Below are 12,967 nucleotides of genomic sequence, written 5' to 3' on the forward strand. Positions count from 1 at the left end.
CCTGTTCGCGCAGCGAACACCTCAGCGTCAGCGCAGCAGCCCCGTTCACGCAGCGAACAAACCTCCCCAAGCCAGCGGCGATACACCTACCGGAAAGGCGGCTCATTAAACGTCCGCAGTTTACGCGAATGCAGCTTATCGCCTTCGGCGCGCAGCAGTTCAACCGCATGGATACCAATCTGCAGATGCTCTGAAATCGCCCCCTCATAGAAGCGGTTTGCCTGACCGGGTAACTTAATCTCGCCGTGCAGCGGCTTGTCGGAGACGCACAGCAGCGTGCCGTACGGCACCCGGAAGCGATAGCCCTGCGCGGCAATGGTGGCGCTCTCCATATCGACCGCTACCGCACGGCTCAGGTTAAAGCGCAGGGCCGACGCGGAGTAACGCAACTCCCAGTTGCGATCGTCGGTAGTCACCACGGTGCCGGTACGCAGGCGCTGTTTCACCTCTTCGCCTGGCATGCCGCTCACCGACTTGGTGGCGTCATACAGTGCGCGCTGCACTTCGGCAATGCTTGGCACCGGGATGTCTGGCGGCAGCACGCTGTCGAGTACGTGATCGTCACGCAGATAGGCGTGGGCCAGCACATAGTCGCCGATCCGCTGGCTCTCGCGCAGACCGCCGCAGTGACCAATCATCAGCCAGGCGTGCGGGCGCATCACCGCCAGATGATCGCAGATGGTTTTGGCATTCGACGGGCCGACACCGATATTAATCAGCGTAATGCCACGGCGATTGGGTGAGGTGAGATGCCAGGCAGGCATCTGATGCTTCTTCCACGCCAGATCCGAGAGCATCGACTCGCTGTCGGCGGTGTCGGCCGTCAGCACGACATCACCCGCACAGGCCAGGCTGTCGTAAGGGGTATTGGGATCGCGCACCTGCTCAATTGCCCAGCGCACAAACTCGTCGACATAACGGGTGTAGTTAGTGAACAGTACAAACGGCTGGAAGTGCTCTACGCTGGTGCCGGTGTAGTGACGCAGACGGGCCAGCGAGAAGTCAGTGCGCAGCGCATCGAAGTGCGACAGCGGGAATTTGGCGTCGACGTGAAACAGACCGTCGGTGGTCTCATCGCCAATCTGTGACAGCTCGGTGGTCGGGAAGTGGCGCGCAATACCGGCGCTCATGGTGCGATCCAGCGACAGATCGGAACCGTCGATCACGTAAGGATAGGGGATCTCCTGGCTGGAGGGCACCACGTCGATCTCCAGCTCATATTCCTTCTCCAGCATCGCCAGCTGTTCTGAAATATAGTGGCGCAGCAGCGCCGGGCGGGTGACCGTGGTGCTGTAACTGCCGGTATGGGTAAAGCGGCCCCAGGCACGCGTGCGGTTCTGCTGTGGACCTTCACCGTGCCAGGTGATGCGCAGCTCCGGGTAAACAAAGAGTCCCTTTTCCCGTTCCGCGGCATCGGGCAGCGTGCCGTTTTCGGTAAACACTTTAATCGCCGCACGGAGCGCATCAACGGCACCGTCGTAAAGGCGTTCGAGTTCATCCAGCGCCTGCTGGCTGGTCAGGTTTTTCCGTAGTGTCGGCATGGTTTCTCCTTCCATTTTTTCCGCAATTTGCCCCAAGCTTAGCGGGTTTGTTGCAGAGATTGGTGAAGAATCTGTGATCGCCTTTTTTTTGCGCTAACGACGCGCGTAATCTGACCAGTGCTGCACTGAGCCGGAACGCATGCCACGAGAATCCGTTAAGAAAATCTTTATTATCGCAACAGGCGATGCCGCCGTGTCTGTTGCGCTGCATATGACAAGAGAGCGGCAGCGCAGCCAGCAGTAACGTGCTGACAGGCGATCGTAACGTCCCGGAAATAATCAGGTTTGCTACAGGGGACGACCCGGCGAGGCAGAATCTGCCGAATCTGAACTAAAAAGTTTGTAACCATGATTAATTTGTCCCGGAAAGACTTTGCATATTTCTCTGCCCACTATCATCATTAGATCTCGTCAGTCTCTTCTGATTTGGTAATCCTTTGCAAAATCCCGGCGTAGCAGTGATGCAGGCGATTAAGCGCACGGCGTGGTACCCGAAACGCCGCTCTTATCGCACGCTCTACTGGCGTGAAATATCGCCATTAGCAGTGCCTATCTTCTTCGAGAACGCCTGTGTGCTGTTGATGGGCGTACTGAGCACCTTCCTGGTCAGCTGGCTGGGCAAAGAGGCAATGGCGGGCGTTGGCCTGGCCGACAGCTTCAATATGGTGATCATCTCGTTCTTTGCGGCTATCGATCTCGGTACCACGGTGGTGGTGGCGTTCAGCCTGGCAAAACGCAACGGCAAGCGCGCCCGTGCCGCCACGCGTCAGTCGCTGGCTATGATGACGATACTCGCCTTTGTGCTGGTGATCGCCATTGAGTTCTGGGGCCATCTCATCGTTGATGCGATAGCCGGTGCCGCCGACCCTAAAGTTAAAGCGCTGGCGCTGAGCTATCTGCAGACCTCCGCCTGGAGCTACCCGGCAGCGGCCATCACGCTGATCGGCAGCGGTGCGCTGCGTGGCGCGGGTAACACCAAAATTCCGATGCTGATTAACGGCGGCATGAACATCCTTAACATCATTATCAGTAGCGTGCTGATCTATGGCTGCTTCTCATGGGACGGTTTGGGATTTGTCGGCGCCGGACTCGGTCTGACCATCACCCGTTATATCGGGGCGATCGCGGTGATTTACGTGCTGATGATTGGCTTTAATGCCTCGCTGAAAATCACGCTGTCGAGCTATTTCCGACGCTGGAACAGCAGCATTCTGATGGAAGTATTAGGTATAGGTGTGCCTGCCAGTATCGAGTCGGTGCTGTTCAACGGCGGTAAATTGCTGACGCAGGTGTTTGTGGCAGGCATGGGCACCAGTGAGATTGCGGGTAACTTTATCGCGTTCTCGGTTGCGTCGCTGATCAACCTGCCGGGCAATGCGCTGGGTTCAGCATCGACCATCATTACCGGTACCCGTCTGGGCAAAAATCAGGTCTTCCAGGCGGAACGACAGGTGCGGCATGTTTTCTGGCTGGCAACGGCGTGCCTGAGCGCGATAGCGCTGCTGACGGTGCCGCTGGCCGGGTTGCTGGCGCGGTTCTATACCAGCGACCCGGAAGTGATCAACGTAACGAAACATCTGCTCTGGCTGAATGCGCTGTTTATGCCGCTATGGGCTGCGTCATGGGTGCTACCTGCCGGACTTAAGGGCGCACGTGATGCGCGCTACACTATGTATGTGTCGATGTTCAGCATGTGGTGTGCGCGCGTGGTGGTCGGTTATCTGCTGGGTATTCAGCTGGGGATGGGCGTCACCGGCGTCTGGCTGGGGATGTTCCTCGACTGGACGGTGCGTGGCATCTTCTTCTGGTGGCGACTTAACAGCGGCAAGTGGCTTAACCGCTACTATAAAATGATCGCGAAAACCGGGTAGCAACAAGCATATGCCTTCTCCTGGCACCGGGGGAAGGCATCACCTCTCAGGCCCCCGCTTTTAAAAATAACATCTTCGTCACATCTCCAGACTTTCAGATATAATTTCAGTCAGTTGCACAAAGCCAGTCTCATCAGACAGGGTTAGCGTAATTCCTGCTGCGCATTGACGCAGACATTTCTTATCAAGGTGACCCTATGATCCGTCTGAAAACGGCGCTGGCACTTCTGCCGCTGCTGTGTAGCCCCCCGCTGTGGGCGACAACCTTTGTTTATGTGTCGAATGCCGAATCCGGCACGGTTTCCCGCTATCAGCTCAGCGAGGCGAATGGCAGCCTGCAATGGCGGGGCGATACGCCCGCCGGGAAAAAGATTATGCCGCTGGCGGTCAGCCCGGATGGTAAACATCTCTATGGCGCGCTGCGCTCGTCACCTTACGCAATCATCAGCTGGCGCGTCACCCGTCCACACGGTGATCTGCAGAAACTGGCGTTGACGCCGGTTAAAGCCAGCTTTCCCTGGATCACTACCGATAAGCGCGGGCGCTACCTGCTGGCCGCCTCCTATGACAGCGATATCGTCACCAGCAACCGGATTGATGATAAAGGCATTGTGACGACCCAGGTTACGGGCGAAGTGAAAACCGGGCCGCATGCCCATTCGGTGATCAGCGACGTCAGCAATCATTCGCTTTACGTTGGCAACCTTGGCACGGATCGGGTGCTGCAATATGCTTTTGCCAGTGACGGGGCGATCACGCCGCTGGGCACCGGTTTTGTTCAGGGCGAGAAGAACAGCGGTGCGCGGCATTCGGTGATATCGCCGGATAATCGCTTCCTCTACAACCTCGCGGAGATGAGCGGCACCATTACGCAGTTCCGGCGTGCAGCCGATGGCACGCTGACGCCATTAAAAACCTGGCCCAATGCAGTGGCGAAGAAATATAACCTGCAGCATGGCGAGCAGCGCCCGGCGGGTTACAGCGATCCGACGCCGCGCATCTGGGCGGCGGACATCAGAATCACGCCGGATGGACAATTTATCTATGTGACCGAGCGCACCTCCAGTACCGTCAGCGGCTATCGGGTAGATAAATCGTCGGGGGAGTTAACACTCATCGGCAGCTGGCCGGTGGAAAAACAGCCGCGCAGTATCGCGATTGATGCCCAGGGCAAATGGCTGATCGTCAGCGGAGAGAAGAGCGCCGTGATTGGCAGCTACGCCATCGCTCCGGCCAGCGGCGAACTTAAACGGGTGGCGGAAGCACCAGCTGGCAAAGGGGCAAACTGGGTGACGCTGATAACGCAGTAACCGGCCGGTGTCTCGCGGCAGCTGATGATGGGCCAGGCAAGGCGCGTTATGCCATTTTCGGCATAAGCAGCGCAGAAATTTTTGGTTCTGATCGGGCGCGTAAGCGGGTTTACTCAGGGCATAAACTGATGCGGAGAACCCGAGATGAAACAGAAACTGATAGCCTGGTTTGAACAGCTGCTGAGCGGCCCTGCGGCGGATGCCCATAGCCACGACATTAACGTTGAACTGCTACTGCCGCTAAGCCAGCTCTATGGACTGGAATATTATCCGGCAGTGCATCGTTATCATGAAAAATAACGGTTGTTGTGCTTTGTCTGGTTAAAGGCCCGCTACTTTGCGGGCCTTTTTGCGTTTAGGGGGAAGTGAACGGTCATTTCGTTGCTCAGAAAGCGCAGGGATAAAGAGATGAGCTGGTTTCTCTGGCAGATAACTTCGTTTAATATCTGCGAGTTGTGTTCCAGCACTGCTTCTTGTCGTCCCGCATTAATCGCCGTATTCTTTTTCTGCGCCTGCCAAATCAGGCGACGGAATTGGAACTCCGGTTAATGCACACTCGCGGCAACATTTTATTGTCGTGCGTCTGGCTACACCTCAATGGTGGGCTGGGCGAGGGCACCTTAGGGTGCGCCGGTTCAGTGTGCCCGGTAGTTCCAACCTCGTTCAGTCTGCCACCCATGAGATTGGAACCTCAGGTGGCGGTTTAAAATGCATACTGGAGGCTTCCCCATGAGCACGAACCTCGAACAACACCATTTGCCATCTGAAAGCGCGCCAACTAAAACACAACGTCGGTATACCATCGGCTATCAGCCCAAACGCGGCGATTGCACCACACCTGCAATACATCTGAGCGGGAAATGGCTTCGTGAAGCTGGATTTGAAACCGGAGCCCTTATTACGGTGAAAATTGAGCAGGGCTGTCTTGTGCTGGTTCCGGAAAATACTCAGCAATAGGATATTGCGGCCTCTTCTGGCTTATGAGTTATCTTCATCATTAAGCAGTCTGAAACGCCCGCATAAGAAAAAGATGTGGGCGTCATTTCAGCCATCAACCCTAACCTCGAAAACCAGCAACCTCATCGCCTTTATCAATGGCCTGGGATCCGATCTTGCCCAGATGCGTTATCTGATGGACAACGCTGCGGCGGCGCAACAGTCGCTGGGACTGGAGTTTGGTGTCTCACTCTCTGCCGGGCAACTCGCCTCTTTAGACAAGAGTATGGTCTGGTGGGAAGCCACCACGATCAACGGTGAAACGGTGATGGTGCCGAAGCTCTATCTGTCGACTAAAGATGTGGAAATACGTGATGGCAGCGTCATTGCCGGGAACAACGTGACGCTGAACGGCGGGAACGTTACCAACACCGGCAGTAGCGTGATGGCCAAAAACGATCTGACCATCGACAGCCAGAATACGCTCAGTAACCTCAACGCCGGTCTGCTCCATGCGGGTGGTGACCTGCAACTTAGCGCACTGAACGATATTAACAACGTTAGCGCGACCATCAGCGGTAAAAAAGTTGAGCTTGAGAGTCTTAATGGTGATATCAACAACCTGACCACGTCACAGCTCTGGCATCTGGATGAAGGCAACGGCAAAGGCGTACAAAAATCCTTTACCGAAACCCTGCTCGGACCAACGGCGAGCATCACTTCACTGGATTCGCTGAGCCTCAAGGCGGGCAATGATATTGCTGTCACCGGCGCGAACCTCAAAGCAGGTAGCGATCTGCTGCTGAACGCCTGGAATGATATTGCCATTACCGGCAATCAGAACGTCACTGGCAGCGCACAATCAGGTTCCGGAAATCGCTGGCAAAAAGTTGATGCAACCAGCACTAAGACCGTTAATACGGTCGGCAGCCAGATCGCCGCAGGCGGCAATATGACGATGCAGGCGGGCCACGATCTGACGGTTACCGCCAGCAGCATCAATGCCGGTAAAAACGCGGCGCTGGCAGCCGGTAACGATCTTAATCTCAACAGCGCGACGACCAGCCAGAATGATGTGAAGGGTAAACGTGAAACCCATTCAACCGGGCTGGATCGCACGACGCTGACCAGTGGCGGCGACTTAGCCCTTCAGGCCGGACGCGACCTCAATAGCCAGGCGGCAGGCCTTGCCACAGACAAAAACGTCACTTTACAGGCAGGGCGTGACGTCAATCTGCTGGCAGCTGAAACGGGTTCTGGTAATAGCTACAAATCCGGCAAAAAGGTTGAGATTAATGAGTCAGTACGCCAGCAGGGTACTGAAATTGCCAGCGGTGGGAGTACGACGGTTAAAGCGGGCCGGGATGTTAACAGTGAAGCGGCTCAGGTTACGGCCAGCGGTGATATCGCAGTGGGTGCCGGACGTGACATCAACCTGACCACCGCCACTGAAAGCGATTATGCCTACAAAGAAGAGACCAAAACCAAAAAAGGATTTTTGAGTAAAAAGACCACGCATACCATCAGCGAAGACAGTGACACCCGTGAAAATGGCACCCTGCTGAGCGGCGACAATGTCACGCTTAATGCGGGCAACAATTTACTTGTCCAGGGTTCTCAGGTCGCAGGTGATGGCACGGTAGCGCTCAGGGCCGGTAACAACGTGGATATCGTTGCTGCGACCAATACAGACTCAACCTGGCGCTTTTCGGAAACGAAGAAAAGCGGCCTGATGGGAACCGGCGGCATCGGCATCACGGTGGGCAGCAGTAAATCGGTCCATGACTTACGTGACAAGGGCACCACCCAGAGTCAGAGTGCCAGCACGGTGGGCAGCACGGGCGGTAACGTCAGCATTGTTGCGGGTGGACAGGCTCATGTCAGCGGCTCAGATCTGGTGGCGGGGCGTGATCTCGCCATTACCGGCGACAGCGTAATCATCGATCCGGGCCATGATAAACGGACTCACGATGAACTGTTTGAGCAGAAGAAGAGCGGGCTGACACTGGCGTTATCCGGTGCCGTCGGTGATGCCATCAATAATGCCGTTGCCGCCGCACAATCCTCGAAAAAAGAGAGTGATGGTCGTCTGGCTGCTCTGCAGGCAACAAAGGCTGCGCTCTCTGGCGTTCAGGCGGCCCAGGCCAGCCAGATGGCGGAAGTGAGTGCCGATCCCAGCAATGGAATGGGCGTCAGTCTTTCACTGAATACGCAGAAATCCAAATCGCAGCAGCATCAGAGCACGGACAGCGTTTCGGGATCTACGATCAATGCTGGCAATAATCTCGCGATCACTGCCACAGGAAAAAATAACAGTGCGCACAGTGGTGATATTCAGATTGCCGGAAGTCAGCTGAAAGCAGCAGGCGACAGCAGTCTGAATGCGGCTAATGATATTTTACTGACCGGCGCAGCAAATACTCAGGAGAGCAGCGGTAAGAACAGCAGCAGCGGCGGCGGGGTGGGCGTCAGTATGGGTGCCGGCCAGGGCAGTGCAGGCATCAGTATTTTTGCCAGCATCAATGGCGCCAAAGGCAAAGAGAGCGGCAACGGTACGCGGTGGACCGAGACCACACTGGACAGTGGCGGCAAACTTAACCTCACCAGCGGGCGCGACACCACACTGGAGGGTGCACAGGTCAGCGCTGACCAGGTCATCGCAAACGCAGGGCGCGATTTAACCCTGACCAGCCAGCAGGACAGCGATCGTTACGATTCAAAACAGACCAGCTACGGCGCGGGCGGCAGCTTTACCTTTGGTTCGATGACGGCTTCCGGATATGCCAGCATCAATCAGGACAAAATGCACAGCAACTACGACAGTGTGCAGGAGCAAAGCGGTATCTATGCCGGTAAAGGCGGCTTCGATATCACCGTCGGCAATCACACGCAGCTTAACGGTGCAGTGATTGCCAGCCAGGGTGATGCCGCAGATAACCGTCTGGATACCGGCACGCTGGGCTTCAGCGACATCGGTAACGCTGCTGACTATAAAGTCAGTCACAGCGGCGGCAGCATTGCGCTGTCGAATGGCGCTGGCATGGGTAAACAGATGCTTGCAAACGCCGCCTCCAACAGTGCCAGCACGCTGTTATCGGGTCTGAATAATAAAGGGCACGCTGAAGGCACCACCCAGGCTGCCGTGGCAAATGGCACTCTCATTGTCCGCGATCAGAGCAGGCAGACCCGGGACGTATCGGCGCTCAGCCGTGATACTGAACATGCCAACGGCAGCATCAGCGCGATCTTTGACAAAGAGAAAGAGCAGAAGCGGCTTCAGACCGCTCAGTTAGCCGGTGAAATCAGTGGCCAGATGACAAATATCGTCACGACCATGGGCGATATCAAAGGCCTTGAGGAGGCGAAGAAAAGCGCCGCACCGCTGAAGGAAAATGCCAGTGAGAAAGACCGGACGAAATGGCTGGACGATCTGAGACAAAGTGACGCTTACCAGCAGGAGATAAAGCAGTGGGGTATCGGCAGCACGTCGCAGAAGGTCGCACAGACGGTCGGCAGCATCCTGACGGGGCTGGTAACCGGTAATGCAGGTCAGGCGGTCGCAGGCGGCCTTAATCCGTGGGCAGCGCAGCTGATTAAGAAGGAAACGACCGACGCTTCCGGCAACGTTGACGTGGCAACCAATGCCATGGCACATGCGGTATGGGGTGCGGTATCATCGCAGATGTCCGGGGGAAGTGCGGCAGCGGGTGCGGCGGGCGCGTTCAGCGGCGAGCTTGCCACACGCTATATTGCAGAGAAGTACTGGGGCGCGGACACGCCAGAGAAGATAGCGGCGCTGGGGCAGGAAGACCGCGAGCAACTGAGCCTGCTCGGCACGCTGGCAGCAGGACTGGCGGGCGGCATGGCTGGCCACAGCAGTGCTGCAGCGACGAGCGGCGCGGTTGCAGGAAAGAATGCGGTTGAGAATAACTATCTGAGCAGCACGGAGAAGAACCGCCAGACATATCTCAACAACAAACAGAACCTGACGCCAGAAGAGCAGAAAGATAAAGAGGCGTTAAATCGCAAGGATCTGGAAAGTGATCTGGCTGCTTACGCGGCCTGCAGTGGCAAAGGTGGTGACTGTGAGGCAGAAAGAGCGAAAGCGAAGGCCGCGCAAGATACCTACTTCAATCAGACCTACCAGAATCCGAAAGAGGCTCAGGCGGGGTATCAGCAGATACAGAATCTGTTGAACTCAACAGACCCGAATGCGAAGGAAGTATTTAACATTCTGGAAGGGTATACGCAGGCGTTCATGTCGTTTGGGTACACAGAGGAAGAAGCCAGAGCGAGAGCAGGATCCTACGTTGGTTCAATGTACATCGCGGGTGGTCTGAGTGCTGTAGTCGCATCTGGAGCACTGACGAAACAGTTTGGGAAGGATGTTGCACCGGGTGCGAAACCTGGAAACTCGACGGCAAAACCTATAGAAAATGCACCAAACTCATCTGAAACTTATTTTCGGGTTGAAGGTGGCGGAAATGGCACACAAACAAGCCAGAATAGAATTAATGTGAACTCTGACGGAAGTGTAACAATTAACTCGGGTTGTAGTGGGCAATTGTGTGTTAGCACTAATGGACCAAATCATGCTGCTTATTATCTGACCAATAGAAGGCAAGATGGTAGCGTAGTCGTATTTGAAGTCGATGCGGCTCTCCATAAACAAATAATGGATGCAGCAGTACCTCAAAGGCCAATTCCTGGGGTACCGAAAGATCCGAATGCTCCTAAGATTGTTGATCCTACAAAAGGTCAACCTAGCGTTTCGCTTGAACTACCTAAGGTGTGGGATAGGCTGATAGAGCAAAACTCATCAAAAGCTCGCGTATTAACAAAAGAGGAATTTCTGAATGAATTTAACAAGTGATTATCAGAATTTACTCGATGCTATTTTTAATGGTAATAAAGATATAGCTATCTTTGTTGTGGATGGCATTCATTATTATGTTGTTGATAATAAGGATAATTACTGCATCGATGTTAGGCCGGAATATAAGGCGTATATAGCTAAAGGATGGATGAAAGAGTCTCTGTATGATGAGGCAGTAAGTTCATTCAGAAATGGAGTTCCTGTATTATCTAAGGATAGCTTTAAAGATTATATAACCAAAAATGATGTTACTATTTATACAGTTGACTGGATGAGATCATTCTTCACATTGGGCAGATCTGACGAGCAGCTTGTCAGTTTTTATGATTATGTTGAGCGATTTTTATCTACCTTAACAGACCCAGTATCAGTTGAGTGGGATAGCTGGAGAATGCGGCTACCTAAGTTTTATATCAATTTTGACAAAAAAATATATCGCCATACTGATTGGGATAGAAGTCACGAAGCGTCTGTACCTTCTGATTGGAACGCTCAAGCAAATAGTGATTTTGGCTTGTTAGTACCAGACAAAGAGCAATACTGGCTTATTAATGGCATGAATTTTTGGAAATTACAGATGTAAATGGTGAAATCCCGGCCTCAGTGCCGGGATTTTACTTTATAGACTAGATAATTACCCTTCTGCCGCCAACCGGATAATCAACTGCCCCGGCTCGGTGATCACCTCGATCCGCTGGCCGGTGGTGAATCCCAGCGATGCCAGCCAACGGCCCTTGAGGGTGAGCTGAGGCAACGGGTTCGGCTGGCCTTTGTTAGGCCGGTATCCTACTTTGTAATAATGCGCCTGCGATTCACTGGCGGCGGTTGTGGCCGTGCGGGTCTCTGGCTTATGATGCGTGTCAGCCATAATCAACTCCTCGATAGTTGCTTGTGGTCAGCGGCTGCTTTGGGTTGCACCCCGCTTCAGCCGCGCTAAAAATCTCTTCTTGGGCTCTTCCTGTTCCGTTTTCACCTGTTTAAAGATACACCTTATGTCGGGAAAACTCGCTGAAAGCTAAGACATAAAATGCGAGTCGCCTCTGAAAAATGGATTCTTTTTCCCGGTCTGCAATTCGCTTATTACTTCGTCCTGTAGCCTTCTGGAGTATCAGCTGCGGGCGGGCTTTCATGCTATAAATCCGCGTTAACCTGTCTTCAGTCTGTCTTCTTGATTACCTACGTATCGCCGCCGAAAATCATAACGAAAAGATTTCCCTGCTGGTGAAGATAGCGGTAGCAATGAGCGCCTCCGTCAGCGGTAGCCCGGAAGTGACAGCTACTATCTGAGCGGAATCATCAGCGATTTGTTAATCAGACCGTCACGCCGCCAGATGGTACACAGAAGACTGATGCCGGAACATGCATCACCGCCAGCGGTGGCTTCAGCTTTACGTTCGGCAGCATGACCGGCTAATTGATCGTAATGGAGCGGCACAGCGGCGGCGGGAATCTCTAAAAGATACTCCACCTGTAAAAGGCATGGATCGCGATGAGTATCCACCAGCTATGTTTAAATAGGGGGGAACGGGGGCCTCGGTTAGACCAATTACACCTTCGGATAACAGAGGGGCTTGTATTGGAGCACAATGTCGAAGTTTGCCAGATGGTACATCTATAATCATCAAAACGGATGGAGGAAATAAAAATGAATGATTCCTTAGAAAAACTATTATCAATTTGTAGCAATGCTCTTTCACCTAAAGAAGAGTTTAAATATTACTCGGAGTTTTTCAACTCTCCATTATCCTGTGAACTAAATACTCTGCTAGATAGAAAAAACGGGTTCTATGGTTTTGAGTCTGCATTACACGTTTTCCCTTTTAAAACAACTAACAACGAAATCGGTTTAGTAGATTGGAACAAAAAAAACCTTTGGATATCTGCTTATGAAGGTATGGCGATTGGTGCATTATATTTTGCTGAGGATGTTTTTGGCGGGCAATTTTGTTTAAAGGATGATGGTGTTTATTTTTTCGAACCTGAAACTGCTGACTTCACAAAATTGGCTAATAGTATAAATGAATGGTGTGAGTTGATATTGTCCGATTATAAAGTAATTACTGGATATACACTGGCTCATTTATGGCAAGAAATGAATGGCCCCATACCTTCAGGATATCGTTTGGCTCCAAAAATTCCTTTTGTCGCTGGAGGTTTATACGATCTTGATAATCTCTATATTTGCAGTTCACATGAATTGATGAAGGCTGGGGCTAATATTGCATTGCAAATAAGAGATGCTCCTGATGGTAGTAGTGTAAGCCTGATTATAAATGATTAAAGATTTTGTGTGCTAATTAAAAAAGATTTGAAAATAATTTCAGTCACCGAACTGCCCCCCAATTTGGAAAGCCGATTTTGGAGTGCAGTTTAGTTGGTCAACCTTTAATATTTTATTTTTAACATTTTCAGTTTGCCGCTATTTTAGCATGT

At 53.0% G+C, this 12,967-nt stretch carries 8 protein-coding genes and 1 pseudogene; 7 read left to right on the plus strand and 2 right to left on the minus strand.

Features of this window, described 5'->3' with window-relative positions; all coding sequences use genetic code 11:
• Positions 1-86 precede the first annotated feature (86 nt).
• Complete coding sequence (locus K6R05_RS07425) at positions 87-1,541, minus strand: AMP nucleosidase (protein WP_222925324.1); 1,455 nt, start codon at positions 1,539-1,541, stop codon at positions 87-89.
• Between the two features lie 461 nt (positions 1,542-2,002).
• On the opposite strand from K6R05_RS07425, the gene K6R05_RS07430 reads away from it, so the two are divergent.
• The 6 genes and pseudogenes from K6R05_RS07430 (at position 2,003) to K6R05_RS07455 (ending at position 11,117) form a co-directional block, all read left to right on the plus strand.
• Positions 2,003-3,412, plus strand: a complete 1,410-nt coding sequence (locus K6R05_RS07430) for an EmmdR/YeeO family multidrug/toxin efflux MATE transporter (protein ID WP_161736528.1) — start codon at positions 2,003-2,005, stop codon at positions 3,410-3,412.
• 197 nt (positions 3,413-3,609) lie between these two features.
• Positions 3,610-4,722, plus strand: coding sequence for a lactonase family protein (locus tag K6R05_RS07435; RefSeq protein ID WP_222925325.1), 1,113 nt, complete (start codon positions 3,610-3,612; stop codon positions 4,720-4,722).
• A 144-nt stretch (positions 4,723-4,866) separates the two neighbouring features.
• A complete protein-coding gene (locus K6R05_RS07440) occupies positions 4,867-5,022 on the plus strand; it encodes a hypothetical protein (protein WP_202605085.1) in 156 nt (51 codons plus the stop codon).
• A 429-nt stretch (positions 5,023-5,451) separates the two neighbouring features.
• Positions 5,452-5,679 carry a SymE family type I addiction module toxin gene (locus tag K6R05_RS07445; RefSeq protein WP_150014816.1) on the plus strand — a complete coding sequence of 76 codons (228 nt, stop codon included), beginning with the start codon at positions 5,452-5,454 and terminating at the stop codon, positions 5,677-5,679.
• 130 nt (positions 5,680-5,809) lie between these two features.
• Positions 5,810-9,589: pseudogene (locus K6R05_RS07450) on the plus strand (hemagglutinin repeat-containing protein); the annotation flags it as partial.
• A gap of 925 nt (positions 9,590-10,514) precedes the next feature.
• Positions 10,515-11,117, plus strand: a complete 603-nt coding sequence (locus K6R05_RS07455; protein ID WP_222925327.1) for a hypothetical protein — start codon at positions 10,515-10,517, stop codon at positions 11,115-11,117.
• A gap of 51 nt (positions 11,118-11,168) precedes the next feature.
• Here the strand turns inward: K6R05_RS07455 and K6R05_RS07460 are convergent, their stop codons facing one another.
• The gene (locus K6R05_RS07460) at positions 11,169-11,402 is read right to left on the minus strand and encodes a SymE family type I addiction module toxin (protein ID WP_222925328.1); all 234 of its coding nucleotides are present in this window, start codon (positions 11,400-11,402) and stop codon (positions 11,169-11,171) included.
• A 777-nt stretch (positions 11,403-12,179) separates the two neighbouring features.
• Between K6R05_RS07460 and K6R05_RS07465 the strand changes: the two genes are divergently transcribed.
• The gene (locus K6R05_RS07465) at positions 12,180-12,815 is read left to right on the plus strand and encodes an SMI1/KNR4 family protein (protein WP_222925329.1); all 636 of its coding nucleotides are present in this window, start codon (positions 12,180-12,182) and stop codon (positions 12,813-12,815) included.
• The last annotated feature ends 152 nt before the right edge of the window (positions 12,816-12,967 follow it).

The sequence above is a fragment of the Pantoea alfalfae genome, from assembly GCF_019880205.1.
Taxonomy (GTDB): domain Bacteria; phylum Pseudomonadota; class Gammaproteobacteria; order Enterobacterales; family Enterobacteriaceae; genus Pantoea; species Pantoea alfalfae.

Coding starts and splice junctions, on each gene's coding strand:
- K6R05_RS07430 (WP_161736528.1), top strand. CDS start 2,003: ATGCAGGCGATTAAGCGCACGGCGTGGTACCCGAAACGCCGCTCTTAT.
- K6R05_RS07445 (WP_150014816.1), top strand. CDS start 5,452: ATGAGCACGAACCTCGAACAACACCATTTGCCATCTGAAAGCGCGCCA.
- K6R05_RS07455 (WP_222925327.1), top strand. CDS start 10,515: ATGAATTTAACAAGTGATTATCAGAATTTACTCGATGCTATTTTTAAT.
- K6R05_RS07425 (WP_222925324.1), bottom strand. CDS start 1,541: ATGCCGACACTACGGAAAAACCTGACCAGCCAGCAGGCGCTGGATGAA.
- K6R05_RS07435 (WP_222925325.1), top strand. CDS start 3,610: ATGATCCGTCTGAAAACGGCGCTGGCACTTCTGCCGCTGCTGTGTAGC.
- K6R05_RS07460 (WP_222925328.1), bottom strand. CDS start 11,402: ATGGCTGACACGCATCATAAGCCAGAGACCCGCACGGCCACAACCGCC.
- K6R05_RS07440 (WP_202605085.1), top strand. CDS start 4,867: ATGAAACAGAAACTGATAGCCTGGTTTGAACAGCTGCTGAGCGGCCCT.
- K6R05_RS07465 (WP_222925329.1), top strand. CDS start 12,180: ATGAATGATTCCTTAGAAAAACTATTATCAATTTGTAGCAATGCTCTT.